Below are 21,451 nucleotides of genomic sequence, written 5' to 3'. Positions count from 1 at the left end.
GCCGAAGTCAGTGACTCTCGGACCACACCGCAAACTCATTGCCACTGGGTTCGGTAAAGTGGAAGCGGCAGCCGCCGGGAAACTCAAATATTGCTTTGGTGATGCTCCCGCCATGGCGCTGCACTTTGTCGAGGGTTGCGTGAATATCAGCACTGTAAAACACCAGCAATGCGCCGCCGGTTTGCGTCTGGCTGGCCTGCTGTGACAAATAAAAGCCGCCATCCAGGCCCTGATTGGTGAACGCGGTGTACTCCGGGCCGTAATCGACGAACTGCCAGCCAAATACCTTAGTAAAGAACCGCTTGGTGGCGTCGAGATCACAGGCCGCGAATTCGACATAATCGAGTTTTTCATGTTGATGTTGTTGCATCAGTCCTCTCCGGTGGTTAAGAACCCATGGTCAACCTCAATGGCATTCGCTTGCTCGACAAAAATTGCCCCTTGTTGACTCAGCTCCCTGATGACTTGATCTGTTGCGTCAGGCAGTACCGCACGGGTAGCGGCGAGATTGATGATCACCCTGAAGCCGAGTGTTAGTGCTTGTTGAACCGATTTCCTCACACAAAAATCGAGCGCCAGGCCACCGACCACCAGGGTATCAATGCCCTGGAATTTGAGGTATTCATGTGCGCCGGTCGATTTGCTGTCGGCGGCATCGTGGAAAAAAATACCGTAAGGGTGCGCATCAGGATCCATGCCTTTGTTGACCTGAAAGTCGTACTCCAGCACCGCAGGCAGGCCATCAATCAATTCGGCGCCGCAGCTACCCAGCACACAATGGCGGTTCCATTTGACATCCACGTTCGGCAGGCCAACCGGAGCGAGCATTTGCTCTGGCGTTTCCGCGTCCCAGGCGGCTTTGGGCGGGTGCAGATCGCGACTGACCAGTTTCAGGCGTCCTTTGGTGTGGTTTTTCAGCAGCTCTGGGACAATCTCTAAGGCCCCGCTGACCGGCAGCTCGTCCGGGCACAGCTCGGTAAAGCCGTTTTCAGGATCCACATCAATCGATGCGGTGGTGTGATAGTTGACTCGAACAGTCATCGCAGACTCCTTGTGTGCGGTTTGTCGCGGCTAGCCACGCAAACAGTTCTGGAAAAAGGTCACTCCGTCGCTGGTCAGCGTGTACACCATCGCCGGTTTGCCCCCCTTGCCTTTATTGGTTGAGGCGACTTTATTGGTCGGCTTCAACACCCCGGAGTTGATCAAACGTCGCTTGATGGTCATACGGCTGATATCGATGCCAAACTCCTGATAGGCCGCGATGATGTCAGCCACCAAAAACTCTTTGTCTAACGCGAACAGCAGTACCGAGGTGTACTCGATGGAAGCGCGCAGTTTCTGCCACGCTTTTTCAATCGTTTTCTGGTGATCGAAGGCCAAGGTTTCTTCGCCCGTCAGGATCGCTGACAACGGAAACCATTTTAAACGCGCTTCCGGTATTCCGGCGTTTTCAATTTGCTCTACGTTATTACGGTCAACCAGCGCGTAATGAGTAATGTTGAGGCTCCAGTCTTCCGGATCTCGTTTGGGATCACCATCGATAAATGCCTCGCTGAAGTGGCGAGGGTAGGTGTGGATCTTATCCCGGCAAATCCGGCGCCGTGCGGCTTCAAAGTTTTCGTCAGCCGGCTGGCCACTTTGCTGCGTCATGTCTTTATCAAAGACAAACCCACCAGGCAGAGCCCAGACCCCATGGTACGGACGTGCAGGGTTAGAACGCTTGATCAGCAGTACCTCCAGCCCTTTGTCAGGATCGCCGGATAGCCGGAATGGAATGATATCGACAGTTACGATCATGTTGTTTTCCAGGATTGCATTTCGGACTAATTTAGCGCATAACAAATGACCGATCAATGAGTAAGTAACTTAATGTTATGAACATAGGGCAAATTTATCGCTTAGGCAATGTGTTGACTGAACGGGAAGGTTGTTGATAAGTGGCGCTCAGCTTTTCCAGCAGATAAGCAAATATAAGTGAAGAGTTAGTAACAAAAGTTGACAAACTTGCTGGTGGTGTTTATTGTTTACCCAAATTAGTTAGTAACCTTATGTTATAAACATTTGGGTGTGGAGAAAGGCCACCAATGACCAGCGATTTATTTTCTTCTCGCATTATCCAAAGTGCACTGGACTTTGATGTGTATAAAGTCAACATGATGTGTGCCGTTGATGCTCTGTATCCGGACGCAGAGGTGGAATACAAGTTTGTCGTCCGCAGTGATGAGGATGTTTCAGCTTTGCTGCCGGAAGTGGAAGCACAAGCCCTTAAACTGCAAGACATCAAATTCAGCGAAGAAGAAATCCAGTACTTGGCGAACGTAGCACCTTACTTAAGTCAGACGTTTCTGGATTCGTTGCGCGCTTTTCGCTTTGATCCTTCGCAAGCGGTGCGTTTTTCTAAACGGACAGAGCCAGACGGTAGCAGCCAGTTACACATATCCATCCGCGGGCTGTGGAGAGACACCATTCTTTATGAAACGATTCTGATGAGTATTGTGTCGGAAGTCCGTAGTCGTAATTATTGGGCGCAGATCCCTTATGCGCACTTTCAGCAGGTTATGGCCGATAAAGTCACTTACCTCAAAACAGAACTCAAGCGGCGTAAGATTAACAGTTTTAAATTCGCGGATATGTCGACCCGCCGCCGGTTCTCTTACCAGGTTCAACGCGACATGCTTGAATATATGCAGTGCGAACTGGCGGAGTGTCTGACGGGTACCAGCAATTATCATCTGGCGAAAACCATGGGTTTAACCCCGATTGGCACCGTGGCTCATGAATGGTTTATGGGGCATCAGGCGTTAGTGAATGTGCGTGATTCACAGAAGGTGGCGCTGCAACAGTGGCAACAGATGTTTAATGGCGCATTAGGCATCGCACTGACCGATACCATCGGAATTGATGCTTTTTTGCAAGATTTTGATGCCTCGTTAAGCCATGCTTACGCCGGTGTTCGCCATGACAGCGGCTGCCCGTTCAGCTGGGGCGAGAAGATGATCGCCCACTATCAGTCACAGGGTATTGACCCGATGACAAAAGTACTGGTGTTTACTGATGGTCTGGATTTTGAGCGGGCGCTGGATATCTGTGAATACTTTCAGGACAGGATTCAGGTCAGCTTCGGTATTGGTACTTTCCTGGCTAACGATATGGGTCGCTACGCCAACGCGGATGGCGTCACTTATCAACCGTTATCGATCGTCATTAAAATGGTGGCATGTAATGGTTCGCCGGTGGCCAAGATCAGTGACGAACCAGAAAAAGCCATGTGCGAAGATATCTTTTTCCTGATGAACCTCAAACGCCGGTTTAACCTGCCGTTAGACCTGGATGAGTGCCGAACTCAGATTGATCGACTTAAGAAAGCCGGTTCCCGTTTTCAGAGCGTTGCCTGAGTGTAGCGGAGCTGGCATAGCATCCGGCTGTTTGGCTGGGTGCTTGAACTATCAGGCTCAATTATTGCCGATAGGTGATAAGTGCCAGGTAAGTATTGATCCCGGATATGGAAATCGGCTGTTCTGACCAACCGTTAACGCTTCTCTGACCACCGCTTGATAAAGCGGTGTTTTTTTACCTGCCAATAACCTCGGCCTGAGATTACTCTGATGAGCAATTTTAATCTCGATTTACCATAACGCCGAACATCAACATCTTGTGGGATGGTTAATATGAAGATTAAATCTATCGCAATGGCTATGTCTGCCGTTGTCCTGTTGGCTGGCTGTCAGGAGGAGACTCCGCCACCAACCAAAGCGTACATCACCGTGGTTGAGGCCGTAACAGAAGAAGTGCAACGTCCTCACCAGGTCTGTGAAGATGTACTGGTTACTCATCAGGTTGCGCCTAAGGACGAAAATAAACTCCTTGGTACCATCGGCGGTGCGGCAGCAGGTGCGGCACTGGGTAATCAAATTGGTGGTGGCTCGGGGAAAGTGATTGCGACAGCAGCTGGCACCATTGCCGGTGCACTGGCCGGGCGTGAGATCCAGGATAACGTGCAAAAAGGGGATGTGGTCACCAGTACGGAAACCCAGTGCCATACCGAATATGTCGCTTCACAACAGGTGGTCGGTTATGATGTGACTTATGAAATCGCCGGGGTGCCGACCACGGTGCATCTGGAAGACAAACCTGAAGGCCATACCTTCCCAATCCAAGATGGCCAGGTGATCCTGCCCTGATGAGATAAAAACCAATAAGCCCCTGAATGTTATAGTTCAGGGGCTTTTTTGTATCCCCGAATGCTCGAGCGGCGTTGTATCATTACCAGTCCGGCTTTTCTTCACCTCTGCTTCGTTACAACCTGAAGCAACTTAGCATTTTCTGCTAATCAGGGGACGATGGGCGTAAACACAGCGAAATATTTTCCATTCAGTGTCCCCGCTGACGGCGTTTTTCTTCCTTTCTGATAATAACAAATAATTTTTACTAAATTAATTTCTATTATTTGAAAATAGTAATCAGAAAGAGAAGTGTGCTCTGCTTCAAGTTATTATATTTTGATATTTGTTTTTATTGTTTTCAGAATTAATGGATAGCTTGGTTAATCTATAGATAGAGAATATAAATAATCAGTTAATCCTTAAGATGAATTTTGTTTATTTCAATTAAGGTATATTTTATGCGAACTCTAACCATTGAACCGTTGAGCAAAGAGGCGTTTGCTCCTTTTGGTGAAGTCATAGAAACAGAGAAGTCAGACTTTTTTTATATCAATGATAAATCAGGGCAGCGTTTCCATGCTTTGGGTACCGTGGATGTTACGGATACCAGTCCGCCATTGATCAGTATTGTCAGGGCGGAAGGTTTTGATAAATCCCTTACATTCAATATTTTAGAAAAGCACCCTAAGGGAAGTCAGGCATTTTTCCCGTTAAAAGGTGAACAGTTTATTGTCATTGTTGCTCAGGGTGATGAAGAAGTTGATGAGTCCACTTTGCGAGCATTTATTACTGACGGAAAACAAGGAGTTAATTATCACCGTAATGTCTGGCATTACTTATTATTTGCCAAAGAACAAGAAACTGATTTTTTGACCGTTGACCGTGCTGGTGAAGATAACTGTATTGTTAAAAAACTATCCAACAAATACACCATTAATTTTTAATTAAATTTAATAAATAGAGTTGACAACTATTTTAAATAGCTTTGTTAATTCTCACCCTAGAAACATGGAGCAATCTTATGGCTAGAATGCGAGCAATTGAAGCTGCCGTATTAATTTTACAAAAAGAAGGCGTTAACACTGCATTTGGTGTTCCCGGTGCAGCGATTAACCCGATGTACGCAGCAATGAAAAAACTGGGTGGTATCGATCATGTGTTGGCTCGCCATGTGGAAGGCGCATCGCATATGGCAGAAGGTTATACCCGTACCGCGCCGGATAATATCGGTCTGTGTATTGGTACCTCAGGGCCGGCAGGCACCGACATGATCACTGGATTGTATTCGGCGTCGGCCGATTCTATTCCAATTTTATGTATTACCGGTCAGGCGCCGGTGGCCAAACTGCATAAAGAAGACTTTCAGGCAGTGGATATTGAGGCGATTGCCAAACCCGTGACCAAGATGGCGGTAACGATCCGTGAAGCGGGTCAGTTGCCCGGCACTTTCCAGAAAGCGTTTTATGAAATGCGCTCAGGCCGCCCGGGGCCGGTTCTGCTGGATCTGCCTATCGATGTTCAGATGACCGAGATTGAATTTGATATTGACCTGTATGAGCCGATGACGCCGTCCAAACCCTCGGCTACCCGTGCCCAGGCGGAAAAAGCGTTAGCGATGCTCAACGAAGCGGAAAAGCCCCTTCTGGTTGCCGGTGGCGGCATTATCAATGCGGATGCCTCTGAACTGTTCCGTGAGTTCGCCGAACTGGTCAATGTCCCGGTGATTCAAACCTTGCGTGGCTGGGGGACCTTATCGGATGAGCACCCGCTGATGAGCGGGCGTATGGGCTGTCAGGCTAACCACCGCTACGGTAATGCGACCTATCTGGAATCCGACTTTGTCTTCGGTATCGGTAACCGTTGGGCCAACCGCCACACCGGCGATCTGAACACTTATACCAAAGGGCGCAAGTTCATTCACGTTGATATTGAACCGACCCAGATCGGCCGGGTATTCGCCCCTGATCTCGGTATCGCTTCCGATGCAGCCGATGCATTGCATGTCTTCCTGGAAGTGGCGCGTGAAATGAAAGCGCGTGGTGACCTGAAAGAGCGCAGCGAGTGGGTAGAAAGCTGTATCGAGCGTAAGCGCACTATGCTACGTCGTGAGGATTTTGATTGCACACCGGTCAAGCCGCAGCGCATTTACCACGAAATGAATAAGGCATTCGGCCCGGAAACGCGCTACATCTCCACCATTGGTCTGGCGCAAATTGCCGCAAACCAGTTCCTGCACGTACACCAGCCAAGGCATTGGATCAATGCGTGTCAGGCAGGGCCATTGGGCTGGACGATGCCAGCGGCATTGGGCGTCGTGAAAGCCGATCCGACCAAACCGGTAGTGGCGATTTCGGGCGATTACGATTTTCAGTTCCTGGTTGAAGAGCTGGCCGTCGGCGCACAGTTCAACCTGCCTTACATCCATGTACTGATCAATAACGCGTATTTAGGCCTGATTCGTCAGGCGCAACGGGCATTTGATATCGATTACTGTGTTCAGCTGTCATTTGAAAACCAAAATGAGCCGGCGGTTAAAGAGTATGGCGTCGACCATAAACGTGTGGTTGAGGGCCTGGGCTGTAAAGCGATTCGCGTAACCGAACCGCATGAAATCGGCCCGGCGCTGGAGCAGGCCAAAGTGTGGACCCAACAGTATCGGGTACCGGTTGTGGTTGAAGTGTTGACCGAACGCGTCACCAACATCGCGATGGGGCCGGACATCGATAAAGTCATGGAATTCGAAGAAGTTATTGATCTTTAAATGAATTAATTTAATAGAATGCTGTGGCGCAGTGCCACAGCTCTAAGGAGTTGATATGCCAAAACTTGCTGCAAATTTGTCGATGCTGTTTACCGAGTACGATTTTATCACTCGGTTTAAAGCTGCGTCTGAGGCAGGCTTTCGCGGAGTTGAGTACTTGTTCCCTTACGACTACCCGGCGGCGGATATCGCCGCCGCGCTTAAAGAGAACGGCTTGACACAGGTGCTGTTTAACCTGCCAGCCGGAGATTGGGCTGCCGGTGAGCGTGGAATTGCCTGTTTGCCTGATCGCGTCAAAGAGTTCCGTGATGGTGTCCCGCTGGCTATTGAGTATGCCAAGGCTCTGGGGTGTAACCAGGTGAACTGCCTGGCGGGGATCAAACCTGATGAGGTGACGGACGAAGAAGCCTACCGGGTCTTGGTCGGTAATCTGCAGTTTGCCGCTGAGCAATTGAAACAGGCAGGTATCGCCTTGGTGGTTGAAGCGATTAATACCCGCGATATCCCGAATTTCTTTGTCTCAGACACCCGCCTGGCGCTTGGCCTGATCGAGGACGTCGCATCGGACAACCTGAGCTATCAATACGACATTTACCATATGCAAATTATGGAAGGTGATATTGCCACCACGCTGCAAAGCAAGCTGGATCAGATCGGCCATGTGCAACTGGCTGATAATCCTGGCCGTCATGAGCCGGGAACCGGTGAGCTCAATTATCCGTTTCTTCTCCAGCATCTGGACTCGATTGGTTATACCGGCTGGGTTGGCTGTGAGTATGTGCCACTGAACGGCACGGAAGCGGGATTGGGCTGGTTGAAAGAATATAACGTGATTTAAAGGAACAACAACATGAAAAATATTGGTTTTATCGGTACAGGGATCATGGGTAAACCGATGGCGAAAAACCTGCAGGATGCCGGTTATGCGCTTTACTTTTCTGAGCATTTTGAGCCGGCGCCAGCAGAGCTGCTGGGTGATAAAGGTTTTGCCTGCCCGACTCCGGCGGCGGTGGCGGAAGCGGCGGATGTGATCATCACGATGGTGCCGGACACCCCTCAGGTCGAGGATGTGCTGTTCTCTGACATCGGTATTGCGAAGGGAATCGCGCCGGGTAAAGTCGTCGTTGACATGAGTTCGATCTCGCCAATGGCGACCAAAGAATTTGCGGCCAGGATTGAAGCGCTGGGTGGCTGGTATGTTGATGCCCCGGTTTCTGGTGGTGAAGTTGGCGCTAAGGCGGGCACGCTGAGCATCATGGCAGGTGGCCGGGAAGACATTTTTGAGCAGGTGAAGCCTCTGTTCGAGATTATGGGCCAGAACATCACTTTGGTTGGCGGTAACGGTGACGGGCAGACTTGTAAAGTGGCCAATCAGATCATTGTTGCCCTGAACATCGAAGCGGTGGGCGAAGCGCTGTTATTTGCTTCCAAAGCGGGGGCTAACCCGGCCAAAATCCGTGAAGCTCTGATGGGGGGCTTTGCGTCGTCGAAAATTCTCGAGGTGCATGGTGAGCGAATGGTTAAAGGTACGTTTGATCCGGGTTTCCGTATCCAGCTGCACCAGAAAGATCTCAATCTTGCCCTGAGTGGTGCGCGTGAACTCAAGCTTAACCTGCCAAACACAGCAACGGCGCAAGAGCTGTTCAACACTTGTGCTGCGCTCGATGGCAGAGGCTGGGATCATTCGGCGATGATCAAAGCCCTGGAGCACATGAGCAACCATTCTATTCGTGGTGAGTAATATGAAGCGGGCACCATGAGGCCCGCTTTTTTTAGCAAGGAGGAAGGTGGATGAAAATTGTCATTGCGCCGGATTCATTCAAAGAAAGCTTGTCTGCTGAGGCGGTGTGTGAGGCGATCCGTTCCGGAATTGAGCAGCGTTTGTCAGATTGTGACATTGTGTGTGTGCCGGTTGCCGATGGCGGCGAAGGTACTTTAGACGCGCTTATTGCTGCCACTGGCGGGCAGCGATTCAGTGCTAGTGTCATGGGGCCTTTACCGGAAATGCGCGTTCAGGCCGATTTCGGCCTTCTCGGAGATGGGTCTACTGCCGTGATTGAAATGGCCCGCGCGTCTGGTCTGGAGCTGCTGGTGCCGGAACAGCGCGATCCGGGAAAAACCACCACTTACGGGACCGGTGAGCTTATTCGGGCTGCTCTTGACCTGGGTGCCAGTCAGCTGATTGTTGCCATTGGCGGCAGTGCCACCAATGATGGCGGAGCCGGGATGATGCAGGCACTGGGGATGCGTTTTCTTGATGAGCATGGCTATGAGCTTGGTTATGGCGGGGCGCAGCTGAGCCGCTTAATGAAGATAGACCGCAGTGGGCTGGATCCGCGTCTCAGTCAGGTATCGGTGGTGGCGGCGTGTGATGTGGATAACCCGCTGGTCGGTGTGAATGGGGCCTCAGCCGTATTCGGTCCGCAAAAAGGGGCGACAGCGGAAATGGTGACGCTGCTTGATAATGCTCTGGGTCATTATGCCAATCAGATCGCACAGCAGTTAGGAGCGCGGGTTGCCGAGGCACCCGGTGCCGGTGCTGCCGGAGGGATGGGCGCGGCATTACTGGCGTTTTTGGATGCTGAGCTCAAACCGGGTATCGATATTGTCACTGAGACGGTTGCGCTGAAAGATCTCATTCAGGGGGCTGACTGGGTGATCACCGGCGAAGGCCGGGTTGATGGCCAGACGCTGGGAGGTAAAACGCCGGCCGGAGTGGCAAAGCTGGCCAAATCTCAGGGAATACCGGTAGTCGCACTGGCCGGGTCGCTGGGGCCGGGATGTGAGGCGCTGGAAGAAGTCGGGATCACGGCGTGTTTTTCGGTGCTTAACCAACCGTGCAGTTTACCTGAAGCCCTGGCCGACGGGGAGAAAAATCTCCGTCTTGCAGCGTATCAACTGGCGGGCTTATTGGAGTATTTGAACTAGCCGCCAAGATCGCCAGTTAGGATCGATCGCAGAATATGAGGGCCGTTTATCTCTGATGAGCGGCCTTTTTATCAATCCATCCGGAGCCAGCCGGGGGCGGATACTTTATCGGCATTTCACCTGCAGAGACTGTTTATCAAGGCGTTATCATTAATTTCCCCACTTTGCCTGCCCGGTAGAGTGGGACAGAAGCCTGAAGGTTAACCGGCGAGGATTGCCAGACTCTGGAGCGAGCCTTTCCGGCTCCTGGTCATCCTCAGGCTGGCCGGATAGCGATCCGCTAGAACGCTATTAACGTTATGGTGCGGCATTTTACCATCGAGAACGAATGGGGTGATTCAGCCTACCGGGCAAGGCGGGCTGAATCTGTCAGTCGTGTTGTATTTTTAGTAGTGCTGCATCGCCGCTGCAACCGCCATACCGACTTCAACCGGGGCTTTTTCTTTGAGCAGCACGGCTTCCAGCGCAGCCAGGGTGTGCAGCACGGCTTCCTGGCGAGCATTGTAACCCATGGTCCCAATCCGCCAGATTTTGCCCTGTAACGGGCCAAATGAGGTGCCAATCTCGATTCCAAACCGGCTGAGTAACTCGTGGCGAACCTGCTCACCGTCGACCTGGGGCGGAATGTAAACGCCGACGACATTGTTCATCTTATACGTTTGATCGCCAAACAACGTAAGCCCCATGGCTTTCAGGCCACTGGCCATTGCATCACCGGCTTGCTTGTGGCGGGTAATGACGCTATCCGGGCCTTCTTCAAGGAACAGGCGGGCACATTCCCGGGCGGCGTAGAGCATTGAGGTGGCTTCGGTGTGGTGATTAAGGCGCTCTTCCCCCCAGTAATCGAGGATCATGGGCAGGTCGAAATAGTTCGACTGGATCATCGTTTCCTGACCATCCTGATGGTGCTGGGCGCGAATGCCTTTTTCAATGTGTTTGCGCCGGTTGATCTGTTCAACAAAACGCGGGCTCAAGGTGATCGGTGCGCTGCCCGAAGGCCCGCCGAGGCATTTCTGCAAGCCCACGGAAACCGCATCCAGCTGCCACTCATCGACCAGCAGCGGGTTACCGGCGACGGATGCCGTCGCATCGCAATAAAACAGGACATTGTGCCGGCGGCAGATCTCTCCGAGTTCTTTGAGCGGCTGGTTCATTGTGGTTGAGGTGTCACCCTGGACGGTGGCCAGCAGCTTTGGCTTCACACGCCGAATCTCATCTTCCACCAACTGCGGATCGCAGACGTTACCCCACTCGACATCAATTGTGGCGACTTCGGCCCCGACACGATGGGCGATTTCACATAATAGGTGGCCGAAACGGCCAATCACCGGGATCAGGACTTTGTCACCGGGTTGGAGAATCGAAACCAGCACGGCCTCAATCCCCGCTCTTGCGGTGCCGTCAATCAGCAAGGTGGCCGGGTTGTCGGTATGGAATACCTGTTGGTAAAGCCGTTGGGTCTGGCGCATGTATTCCGTCATCGCCGGATCGTACTGACCGATTAACTGCGCTGAAATCGCCTGGTGAACCCGGGGGTAGGCGTTGATAGGTCCGGGCCCCATCAGTAGCCGCTGAGGTGGGTTTAAGGTCTCAAACAGTTCGTGGTGATGCTGCATTGGTTACTTACTCCTTGGGAAAATAAAAACGATACCGCCTTTAATAAGGTCTCCCTTGTACAGGGTGCTAGCGTATGGTGGCGGTCTTTCCTATGACTATAATTAGTGGTGACTTACAGTCTGCGATGGCGGTAGGAAAATCAGCGTTTTACAAAAAAAATTGATAATCGCGGGTGGATTAATAAAAAGCCCCGGCGAACCGGGGCATAATGACAACGTGCGCTATGGCATATTTATAACTCGATATCGCGGTTGCAGTCTTTTGAATATATGTAACTGAACGCTTCCTCGCGACCTGCTGCATAGCACGCCTGCGGTGAGTAAGCGGCCATGAACAGGTAATCGCCTTTTTTCACCGGGATCCAGTTGTTATCCAGGTTGTAGACCCCTTCTCCGGTTAAGATCAGCGCGCCATGCTCCTGAACATGGGTTTCAATGTAACCGTGACAAGCACCGGGGGCGAACGTCAGGACATGGAAATTCATATCAAACCCGAGATCGCTGGGCAGCAGGTTCTCGACGGTAACGTCACTCATTCCTTCATACTGTATTTTTTCCAGCTTGTTGCGGTGGCTGATAACCAGGTGAGGCTGGTGACCGGCGACACGCTGGTACTTGCGCTTGTAAAGGAAGGCCTGGCTGTTGGCTCCCTGGTTGGCATTTTCAAAGTAAAGCTGGGTGCCGGGCGGGCAGTAGATGTAGCCGCCTGCGCTTAAGTCATGACGCTTGCCTTCTGCTTCCACGGAGACTTTCCCTTCGATCACGTAAAAAAAGGCCTCGATTTCTTCCCCGCCAAATCCACTGCGGTTGTTGCCCCCGTCTTGCAGCGTAATAAGGTAATCGACAAAACTGGCGCCAAGCTTGGGCGATGAAAGGATGGTAATATCACAGTTCTCGAAACCGGGCAGGATATTTTTAACCAGCCCGTCTGGTTCTAAAATAGCGAAGTTGTCTTTTTTTATGATCGAGCGTGTTGCCAGTAAGTCGTTAACATAGCCGGTGTTATTGTTTAAGTATCCCATAATCAACCTCAAAAAAATAACTTGGCCCGAATAGAAGGATAGTTATTGGGGCCAAGCAAAAGGACCTGTAGAAGAATAATTTGTTTAGCACAGTGAACAGTGTATCGGTAGCTGCGATTAAATTTGTGATCTGGATATCTTAATTATTACTGTAATGATTTATTTAAAACCAATTAATGCATTGATTAAAAATCTTTTATAAAGATAAAAATCCATATTTCAACATAGACAACAAATATATCTATTAATATTTTATTAGATGTTTAGTTGTTAATTATCTAGGTTGCGGTCGCTTGCCCGTAATTATTTATAATCAGAAAACGGTATATAAAGGTCCATTATGGAAAAGAAACGTATCGTCATTGCATTGGGTGGCAATGCGATGATTAAGCGCGGTGAAGAGCTGACCGTGCAGAACCAAATAAAGAACATCAACCAGGCTGCTGCATTTATCCAGCAGTTGGGTGAAGAGTACAGCATTACGCTGGTCCACGGAAATGGCCCCCAGGTGGGGTTACTGGCCTTACAGAACCTGGCCTATGAACCGGTGCCCGCTTATCCACTGGACGTGCTGGTATCTGAAACCCAGGGGATGCTGGGTTATATCCTGAGCCAGTCACTGACCCAGCATGGTTTGGATAACGTGGTGAGCCTGCTGACCCGAGTGGAGGTCGACCCTGCTGACCCGGCGTTTGCTACGCCAACCAAATTCATTGGCCCCGTTTATCCGCCGGAGCAGCAGCAAGCGCTTGAGAGCCAATACCAGTGGCAACTTAAGCCTGATGGCGAACATATCCGCCGGGTAGTGTCATCGCCGAAACCGGTTCAGGTTTTAGAAGCTGGGACGATTTCGGCTTTGCTGGAGCAGGGCCATACCGTGATCTGTTGTGGCGGTGGCGGGATGCCGGTCGTTGCACGGGACAATACCTATCACGGCGTGGAAGCGGTGATCGATAAAGACTTGGTGGCGGCGATGCTTGCTGAACAAATTGGTGCCGATCACCTGCTAATTCTGACCGATGCGGATGCGGTTTATGAAGAGTGGGGAACACCACAACAGCGTGCCCTGCGCGATGTGACGGTCAATGAACTCCGTCCGTTTGCGGTGCCGGATGGGGCCATGGGACCGAAAGCCGAAGCGGTGATCCGGTTTGTGGAACAAACCGGTCAGGTTGCATTTATCGGTGCGCTTAAGGATGTGGAACTGATCCTCAACGGCGACAAAGGTACCTGTATTCGCCCGGCTTCGACACCGGTAATGGCTGAGGCTTTAGCCGTATAACTGGTCGATATTTTTCAAAAATCCCTGGATCATCGGGTGGTTACTTTTAAACAGGTCGATGATCCATTGGGCAACCTGCCCGGTGGAGTCAAGCCGCCAGCCAAGTGACAGTGGTGACGGCGTTCGGCTCCACTGAACACGGCGTTCAATCAGTTTTCCCTCTTCAATCAAGGGTTGCGCGAGGTTGGTGGGCAAAAATCCGATCCCCGATCCTCTGACGTGGCAGATCACTTTAGTTTCAAGGTCAGGAACCTTGATCTCTTTCTGGTCACGCAGCAGCCAGGCCGTCCGTTTGTTGATGTGCTGCGAGGTGTCTTCAATGTTAATCGCCGGGTAATTACGTAATTGCGATTCTTTTAAGGGTTTATCCGTCTCTGCCAACGGATGGGTAGGGGATAAAACAAACTTCCAGCCCAGTTTGCCCAGTGGCAGCATGCTTACGGTATTATCAATCGTATCAAAGCCAGGAACACCAATGGCAAAATGATAATCTTGATTGAGTAAATCGTCCCAGACGCCCATGTACACGGCGCGGGAGACGTTAATCTGGGTGAATGGAAAAGCCTGATGCAAACTGAGGATCAGGTCTGAAACGGCTTCCTCGTTGTAGAGCAGGTTGTTAATTACGATATTGATTTTCCGTTCTACCCCGTCGGCAATCTGTTGCAGCTCTGCCGGCATTCCTTCCATCCAGTCGAGCCACTTCTGACACTGGCCAAGCAAGTGCTCGCCAGCCTCGGTTAAATGAACACTGCGTGTTGTACGGGTAAACAGCTGGGTATCCATTGCATCTTCCAGCACTTTGATTCGGTAGCTTATGGCGGCAGGCGTTTTATGTAAGTCTTCCGCTGCTTTCGAAAAGTTGGCGTACTCGGCCACCTTCATGAAAGAACGGATGGTCTCTTTATCCAGCATGGGGGATCCTTGATTTATAATTAATACTTTTCATATTTATATATAGCAAGATGCAATTAAAAAAAGTGATCGTCGCTATGAATTAAAAATTATTACTCGATATAAAAATATCTATATATTTAGCTTGTCATTATTAAATTAATTTTAATAGTTATCTTGAATACATAACTCAAGTTGTCAATTCTACTTTAATTATAGTGCTGCTATTTTTCAAACAATTAAAACAATAATTTACGTGTGATATTGCTCAATATTTTATCTGCGCTATTAACATAGTCTTTATAATAATCCGTAACCGAATATTCATTTAAACAAAATAACGTGGCTATAGATAATTAATATCAATAGTCAGCGAAAGGTGGCCATTCATGATCCAAGCATTTATTAAAAAGGGAAGTTTTCAGGACTCCGTCAGCCTGATGTTAATATCAAGACAATTGAGTAGTGGTGAAAACGTGGAAGAGGTTTCGGTAATGATGGGAACCCCGGCCAACAAAGCTCTGCTTGATTCGACAGGACTGTGGAACCCAATGTTTGCAGAGGCGACGCCAAACGATATCTGTGTGGCCATCCGTCCGGCTGATGATACCGATAACCTCATCCAGGACATCGCCGGGCAACTGGATGCCGCACTGGCGTCAATTGCCCAGGGCAGCAATAGTGGTGAACGAATGGTAACGGTAAGGCGCTGGCAAACGGCCCTGAACAAACAGCCAGACGCCAACCTGGCTCTGATCTCCGTCGCGGGGGAGTATGCTGCTTCGCTGGCAGAACAGGCATTGGGACACGGCCTGAACGTGATGCTGTTCTCTGACAATGTGCCAGTTGAAGAAGAAGTTCGGCTTAAATCGCTGGCCAAAGAGAAAAACTTGCTGGTCATGGGGCCAGATTGCGGTACCGCAATGGTCGCAGGGGCGCCGCTGGCCTTTGCCAATGTGCTGCCTGAAGGGCCTATCAGTATTGTCGGCGCGTCAGGCACCGGTATTCAGGAGTTAGCGTCGCAAATCTGCCTGGCTGGTCAGGGGATCACCCATGCGATTGGTCTGGGTGGCCGGGATTTGTCAGAGCCGGTCGGTGGTATCAGTGCCCTGAGTGCGTTGTCAATGCTCAATGCCGATCCGGAAACAGCCGTGATCGCGTTTGTCTCTAAACCCCCTTCCCCGCAAATTGAGCGTAAAGTCGTGAATGCCATGAAAGCGCTCAGCAAACCCGTGGTGGCACTGTTCCTGGGTACCAAACGCACGGTTCAGCGCGAAGGGAACGTCTTTTTCGCTAACAGCCTTGCTGAAGCCGGCCGGATGGCGGCGATGCTGGGCAATGTTAAGCAATATCAGGCAGGCATGGCCGGCGGCGAAGGCAAACAGCTCCTTGGCCTGTATACCGGTGGTACTCTGGCAGCCGAAGCGGCGATGCTGGTGGCTGACCAGCTTGGTCTGAGCGTTGATGATGCCCACCACCAAGGGGTGATGCTGGATGACGGCGGCCACCTGATCATCGACCTCGGCGATGATCATTACACCCTCGGCCGTCCTCACCCAATGATTGATCCGACAACCCGCACGGTTGAGATCGAAAAACGCGCCATCGATGAGTCGGTGGGCGTACTGCTGCTGGATGTGGTGATCGGCTATGGCGCCACACAAGATCCTGCTGCCTCGGTGGTTGAGGCGGTAACCCGCACCCGAGCTAAACGCGAAACTCCGCTGCATGTGGTCGCGACCGTGACCGGAACCGAGGCTGACCCGCAGCAACGTTCTACCCAAATCGAAATTCTATTAGACGCCGGAATTGTAGTGGTGAATACCCTGGAAGAGGCCGTGTTGCTGGCTGATTCCATCATCCAGCCACCATCTGCGCCGGCTACCAAGCCACGCATGCCAATTCTGGACGGTGTCACCGTGATTAACGCCGGCCTGCGCAGTTTTGCCGAGGATCTGCAGTCCGCGCAAATACCTGTGGTGCACTACCAATGGGCACCAATTGCAGGCGGAAATGCAAAACTAGCCAGCCTACTTAAACAAATGCTATAGGGAATGTGAGATATGTATTCATCAATTAATGAAGCCAATACCGCGGTACTGGAGAAAATCAAGAGTGCGCGTCCATTTTGGGTGGACGTTTCAGCAGCCGGTGAAGTGATTCCCTGGCTCAAGCAAGGTCGTCATTTATTGCATGCCGGACCAGAAATCCAGTGGGCGGACATGACCGGCCCGATGAAAGGGGCTTGTATCAGTGCGTGTCTCTACGAAGGCTGGGCCGATACAGATACGCAAGCTACCGTACTGCTTGAAACCGGGCAGATTGCGTTCAGCCCTTGCCATCACCACAGCGCAGTTGGGCCGATGGGCGGGATCACCTCGGCTAATATGCCGGTGATTGTGGTTGAGAACCAGGACGGTGGCAATCGTGCCTACTGCAACATGAATGAGGGTATCGGCAAAGTGATGCGCTTTGGCGCCTACGGTGAAGAGGTGCAACAGCGACTGCACTGGATGCGCGAAGAACTGATGCCGGTGCTGCGTGATGCATTAGCCAATTTTGAAGATGGCGTGGATATCGGTGCCATCATGGCGCAGGGGATCACCATGGGGGATGAGTTCCACCAGCGTAATATTGCCACTTCCTCACTGTTGCTCAGAACGCTGGCACCGAAAATTGCTGCGTTGGATATCGATAACGCGGTGTTGGCTCGCGTGTTTGATTTCCTCAGCATCACCGATCAGTTCTTCCTCAACCTGGCGATGGCGTTCTGTAAATGTGCAATGGACGCCGGTGCCACGGTTCAGGCGGGATCTGTCGTGACGGCCATGACCCGCAATGGTAAAGACTTCGGTATTCGCGTCAGTGGTTTAGGTGATCAGTGGTTTACCGCGCCGGTCAATACGCCAGAAGGGCTTTACTTTACCGGTTATTCCCAGGAGCAGGCTAACACGGATATCGGTGACAGCGCGATTACCGAGACATACGGCATCGGTGGGGCAGCGATGGTGGCCGCGCCGGGTGTCACCCGCTTTGTCGGGGTGGGTGGTGTCGATGTCGCGCTGGAAGTGTCTGAAGAGATGGCGGAAATCTACCTTGAGCACAACTCAGTGCTACAGATCCCATCCTGGAACTTCCAGGGCGCCTGCCTTGGTCTGGACATTCGCAATATCGTTGAAACCGGTATTACGCCAATTATCAATACCGGTATTGCCCACAAAGATGCCGGCATCGGTCAAATTGGCGCAGGTACCGTCCGCGCTCCGTTGGCCTGCTTTGAGAAAGCGCTTGAGCAACTCGCGCAAACCATGGGCCTGGAGGCCGAAGTGTAGGTAGAAGAAAGTGGCAGCTCCGGAGCTGCCCTTTTTACTTAGGAGAACATCATGGTCCATCAGGCTTTGGCATACAGTCTTACGGCTCCTGCAGCGGTTGGTCCGTTGCGCTACGCCGGTTGTGGCTCGAAAGCGATTAATTTTCTGACCGCAGGGGAGGAGGTGCTGACCTTGCATCTGTCAGGTACCGGATTAGGGCCTTCTGGCTGGACGATATCTCCGCGTACATTTCGCCACTTGAGTGAGATCGCGCCCGCAGCTGAACATATCTGGCTTGAACGAGGGGCGATCAGGTTAGATTCAGTGCGGCTTAACAGGGGCAAGCAGGGGATAAGCTTGCGGATAGCAAAGCCCGAACCGCTATCCCTAAAGGCGCTGACCCGAATATTGCGCATGCAAAGTAAGCATACCGGGCTTTATGGCGCACTGGCTGAAATTACCTCTACCGGGGATCTGTCGTGTTTCGAGTATGTTCGTCGACAACTGATCTGCTGGGAGAGCGGAGGCTCCCCAAACTGGGAAGGCTTTCTGGGGACCGGTCCGGGTTTGACCCCCAGCCACGACGATATGCTGATCGGCATGTTGTTCTGTGCTTATTCGGACCCGGCTTATCAGGGGCGCGCTCATGCCCTGCTACCAGAGTCCCTGACACTATCGTACTGGACCACTTCGGTGAGTGAAGGCTATTTGGCTCAGGCCCGGCAGGGATATTTTGCCGAACCCTTACTCAAGCTAAACACCCAAAATCCAGCGGCTTTTACCCATTATGTACAGGAATTAATGAATCACGGACATTATTCCGGTGCTGATACCTTGCTAGGGATGTGGCTTTTTTTAAAAACTGTTGGCAATAAAACTATTTAAATAATTTAAAGGGTCCTGAAAGAATAACCAGAAAAAATTATCTAATGGTTTTGAATATAATTAGATCACAAACTTCTTTCTGCTGTTAGTTATTATGGACTTATTAAATAACACCGTGAAACACTGTATTATCATGGAGTAAATTATGAACCTTTCCATTGAACGGCTTCATCAACTAATTAAAGCTAAAATTATCCAGGCTGGTTTATCTGAAGATCATGCCGACATTGTTGCTGATGTACTGGTTTTTGCTGACGCACGGGGCGTGCATTCTCATGGCGCGGTTAGGGTTGAATATTATGCCGAGCGGATTGCTAAAGGCGGTATTAACACGGCACCTAATTTTCACTACGAAGAAACCGGACCGTGCAGTGCACTGTTTGACGGCGATAACGGTGCCGGTCATGTGGTGGCGAAACTGGCGATGGAAAAAGCCATTACAATGGCCAAAACCAAAGGGGTTGCCATTGTTGGCGCTAAGCGAATGAGTCACAGTGGTGCCCTGGGCTATTTCACCAAGCAGGCGGCGGAGCAGGGCTTGATCGGTATTTCGATGTGCCAGTCTGACCCGATGGTCGTGCCATTTGGCGGCAGTGAAGTTTATTACGGCACCAATCCTATCGCTTTCTCAGCGCCGGGGCCGGACGGAAAAAGCATCAACTTTGATATGGCCACTACCGTGCAGGCCTGGGGAAAAATTCTGGATGCCCGTTCCCGCAATAAGCCGATCCCGGATGACTGGGCGGTAGATGGAAATGGTAATCCCACCACGGACCCTCATGCAGTAAAAGGGCTGCTGCCGATTGCCGGACCAAAAGGATATGGGCTAATGATGATGGTCGATATGTTATCGGGTATTCTGCTTGGACTACCTTTTGGCAGAAACGTCAGCTCTATGTATGACGACTTGTCTAAAGGAAGAGAGTTGGGCCAGTTGCATATTGTGCTCAATCCGTCTTTTTTCACCACTCAGGATTATTTTATTAATTCTATTGCTACATCAATGAAAGAGCTTAATGCCATTCAGCCGGCGCCTGGTTTCGAGCGTGTATTATATCCGGGGCAGAATAGTGACGTAAATGAACAAGACTCTGTTAATAATGGTGTTGATATAGTGGACGATGTTTATCGTTATTTGATTTCAGAATATACTTATATTAATTCTTACGATAACAAGTCAGCATTTAACGGATAATTGCCGATTTATAAACTGATGGTATTTTTGCATTTATTGGCTGCGAAAATATCATTGACTCTATAAATTTTCAAATAAAAAATAATCAGTTTAGAAATGGTAATCAGCCGACAGATAATAATTATTAAATTAATAACTTGAAACAAATAGGGAATATAAAAATGGAAACATTAACAAAAAAGGTAGAAGAAACCTCAAAAAAAATCACTCAGTTTGGTTATCAACCGGGGGCCGGAATGACCCGACTACTCTACAGTAAAGAGTGGTTGGATGCACAAAATACGTTGTTGGACATGTTTGAGCAAAGCGGACTGCAAGCCTACTCCGATGACGTCGGTAACATTTATGGCCGCCTGGAAGGGACCGAACAACCTGATCATGTCATTATGTCGGGTTCGCATATTGATACGGTGGTCAATGGCGGCAACCTGGATGGCCAGTTTGGTATTGAAGCGGCGTTTCTTGCTTTGCAATATCTAAAAGATAACTACGGCTCGCCGCGTCGTACTCTGGAAGTGGTGTCACTGGCCGAGGAAGAGGGCAGCCGTTTTCCATATGTATTCTGGGGCAGCAAGAACATTGTCGGCATCGCAGAAAATAATGATGTTAAAGATTTGACTGACAGCGAAGGGGTTAACTTTGTTGATGCAATGCAGCAATGCGGCTTTGATTTCGCGACAGACAAAACCGTACGTAAGGACATCAAAGCCTTTATTGAACTGCACATTGAGCAAGGCAAGGTGCTGGAAACAGAAGGTAAGTCGCTTGGTGTGGTGACCAGTATTGCTGGTCAGCGCCGTTATAACATCACTTTAAAAGGCGAAGCGAACCATGCAGGCACTACGCCAATGGGTTACCGCAAAGATACCGTGTATGCCTTTAGCAAGATTTGCAGCCAGTCGATTGATAAAGCCAAAGCTGAGGGTGACCCGCTGGTACTGACTTTCGGTAAGGTGGTACCGAAGCCGAATACCGTCAATGTGGTGCCTGGTGATATCTTGTTTACTATGGATTGCCGTCACACCGACAAAGAAACCCTCATCAGTTTTAGCAACCAGATCATTGCAGACATGCAACGTATCTGTAGTGAGATGGAGATTGAATGTGAAGTGGATTTGTGGATGGACGAAGAGCCCATTCCGATGGATCCGGCGTTGGTTGACCTGATTGAAAATACCCTGGCAGAAAATAAGGCCAACTATAAGCGCATGCACAGTGGCGCGGGCCACGATTCACAGATTTTCGCACCACGTATCCCAACCGGGATGATTTTTATCCCGAGTATTGCCGGGATCAGCCATAATCCGGCAGAGAAAACGGATCTCGACGATCTCGCCGCCGGTGTCAAAGCGCTAATCGATGTGCTTTACGAATTAGCATATAAGTAACAGAGG

At 50.5% G+C, this 21,451-nt stretch carries 19 protein-coding genes; 13 read left to right on the top strand and 6 right to left on the bottom strand.

The genetic code is table 11. From position 1 onward, the window contains the following. Nucleotides 1–7: 7 nt before the first annotated feature. From P2G85_RS04655 to P2G85_RS04645, 3 genes are read right to left on the bottom strand one after another with little or no spacing between them, the layout of a single operon-like run. Complete coding sequence (locus P2G85_RS04655; protein WP_275862955.1) at nt 8–370, bottom strand: VOC family protein; 363 nt, start codon at nt 368–370, stop codon at nt 8–10. Beyond that, a complete protein-coding gene (locus P2G85_RS04650; RefSeq protein WP_275862954.1) occupies nt 370–1,041 on the bottom strand; it encodes an isochorismatase family protein in 672 nt (223 codons plus the stop codon). Before P2G85_RS04650 ends, P2G85_RS04655 begins: the two co-directional genes overlap by 1 nt. A 30-nt stretch (nt 1,042–1,071) precedes the next feature. Further along, on the bottom strand, nt 1,072–1,797 hold the full coding sequence (locus tag P2G85_RS04645; RefSeq protein ID WP_275862953.1) for an NUDIX domain-containing protein: 726 nt from the start codon (nt 1,795–1,797) through the stop codon (nt 1,072–1,074). A 287-nt stretch (nt 1,798–2,084) separates the two neighbouring features. On the opposite strand from P2G85_RS04645, the gene pncB reads away from it, so the two are divergent. The 7 genes from pncB (at nt 2,085) to P2G85_RS04610 (ending at nt 9,852) form a co-directional block, all read left to right on the top strand. Then, entirely contained in the window at nt 2,085–3,395 is a 1,311-nt protein-coding gene (gene pncB / locus P2G85_RS04640; RefSeq protein WP_275862952.1) for a nicotinate phosphoribosyltransferase, read from the top strand. A gap of 273 nt (nt 3,396–3,668) precedes the next feature. Further along, entirely contained in the window at nt 3,669–4,181 is a 513-nt protein-coding gene (locus P2G85_RS04635; RefSeq protein ID WP_275862951.1) for a glycine zipper 2TM domain-containing protein, read from the top strand. 440 nt (nt 4,182–4,621) lie between these two features. After that, on the top strand, nt 4,622–5,107 hold the full coding sequence (locus P2G85_RS04630; RefSeq protein WP_275862950.1) for an ureidoglycolate lyase: 486 nt from the start codon (nt 4,622–4,624) through the stop codon (nt 5,105–5,107). A gap of 77 nt (nt 5,108–5,184) precedes the next feature. Continuing rightward, nucleotides 5,185–6,924, top strand: a complete 1,740-nt coding sequence (gcl, locus tag P2G85_RS04625) for a glyoxylate carboligase (RefSeq protein WP_275862949.1) — start codon at nt 5,185–5,187, stop codon at nt 6,922–6,924. A 55-nt stretch (nt 6,925–6,979) separates the two neighbouring features. Then, nucleotides 6,980–7,762 (top strand): hydroxypyruvate isomerase, encoded by a 783-nt coding sequence (gene hyi, locus P2G85_RS04620; RefSeq protein WP_275862948.1) that lies wholly within the window; start codon nt 6,980–6,982, stop codon nt 7,760–7,762. Between the two features lie 12 nt (nt 7,763–7,774). Beyond that, entirely contained in the window at nt 7,775–8,665 is an 891-nt protein-coding gene (locus tag P2G85_RS04615; RefSeq protein WP_275862947.1) for a 2-hydroxy-3-oxopropionate reductase, read from the top strand. A 50-nt stretch (nt 8,666–8,715) separates the two neighbouring features. Next, nucleotides 8,716–9,852 (top strand): glycerate kinase, encoded by a 1,137-nt coding sequence (locus tag P2G85_RS04610; RefSeq protein ID WP_275862946.1) that lies wholly within the window; start codon nt 8,716–8,718, stop codon nt 9,850–9,852. Nucleotides 9,853–10,238: 386 nt separating this feature from the next. Here the strand turns inward: P2G85_RS04610 and P2G85_RS04605 are convergent, their stop codons facing one another. Beyond that, complete coding sequence (locus P2G85_RS04605) at nt 10,239–11,468, bottom strand: alanine--glyoxylate aminotransferase family protein (RefSeq protein WP_275862945.1); 1,230 nt, start codon at nt 11,466–11,468, stop codon at nt 10,239–10,241. Between the two features lie 233 nt (nt 11,469–11,701). Beyond that, entirely contained in the window at nt 11,702–12,490 is a 789-nt protein-coding gene (gene allE / locus P2G85_RS04600) for a (S)-ureidoglycine aminohydrolase (protein ID WP_275862944.1), read from the bottom strand. A 340-nt stretch (nt 12,491–12,830) separates the two neighbouring features. Between allE and P2G85_RS04595 the strand changes: the two genes are divergently transcribed. After that, nucleotides 12,831–13,772 (top strand): carbamate kinase, encoded by a 942-nt coding sequence (locus tag P2G85_RS04595; RefSeq protein WP_275862943.1) that lies wholly within the window; start codon nt 12,831–12,833, stop codon nt 13,770–13,772. Here the strand turns inward: P2G85_RS04595 and allS are convergent. Then, a complete protein-coding gene (allS, locus tag P2G85_RS04590) occupies nt 13,761–14,687 on the bottom strand; it encodes an HTH-type transcriptional activator AllS (protein ID WP_275862942.1) in 927 nt (308 codons plus the stop codon). The genes P2G85_RS04595 and allS overlap by 12 nt on opposite strands. Nucleotides 14,688–15,055: 368 nt before the next feature. Here allS and fdrA point away from each other — a divergent pair, with 368 nt between their 5' ends. The 5 genes from fdrA (at nt 15,056) to allC (ending at nt 21,445) form a co-directional block, all read left to right on the top strand. Next, complete coding sequence (fdrA, locus tag P2G85_RS04585) at nt 15,056–16,717, top strand: acyl-CoA synthetase FdrA (protein ID WP_275862941.1); 1,662 nt, start codon at nt 15,056–15,058, stop codon at nt 16,715–16,717. Between the two features lie 12 nt (nt 16,718–16,729). Further along, nucleotides 16,730–17,998, top strand: a complete 1,269-nt coding sequence (locus P2G85_RS04580) for a DUF1116 domain-containing protein (protein WP_275862940.1) — start codon at nt 16,730–16,732, stop codon at nt 17,996–17,998. Nucleotides 17,999–18,064: 66 nt separating this feature from the next. Next, nucleotides 18,065–18,862: a DUF2877 domain-containing protein gene (locus P2G85_RS04575; RefSeq protein WP_275862939.1), complete on the top strand. Its 798-nt coding sequence runs from the start codon at nt 18,065–18,067 to the stop codon at nt 18,860–18,862. Nucleotides 18,863–19,007: 145 nt separating this feature from the next. After that, entirely contained in the window at nt 19,008–20,057 is a 1,050-nt protein-coding gene (gene allD, locus P2G85_RS04570; protein WP_275862938.1) for an ureidoglycolate dehydrogenase, read from the top strand. 161 nt (nt 20,058–20,218) lie between these two features. Beyond that, the gene (gene allC / locus P2G85_RS04565) at nt 20,219–21,445 is read left to right on the top strand and encodes an allantoate deiminase (protein ID WP_275862937.1); all 1,227 of its coding nucleotides are present in this window, start codon (nt 20,219–20,221) and stop codon (nt 21,443–21,445) included. Nucleotides 21,446–21,451 lie beyond the last annotated feature (6 nt).

It is taken from the genome of Vibrio sp. CAU 1672 (assembly GCF_029223195.1).
Taxonomy (GTDB): Bacteria; Pseudomonadota; Gammaproteobacteria; order Enterobacterales; family Vibrionaceae; genus Vibrio.
Note: the sequence above shows the minus strand (reverse complement) of the source record. Positions and strands in the feature narration are given on the sequence as shown.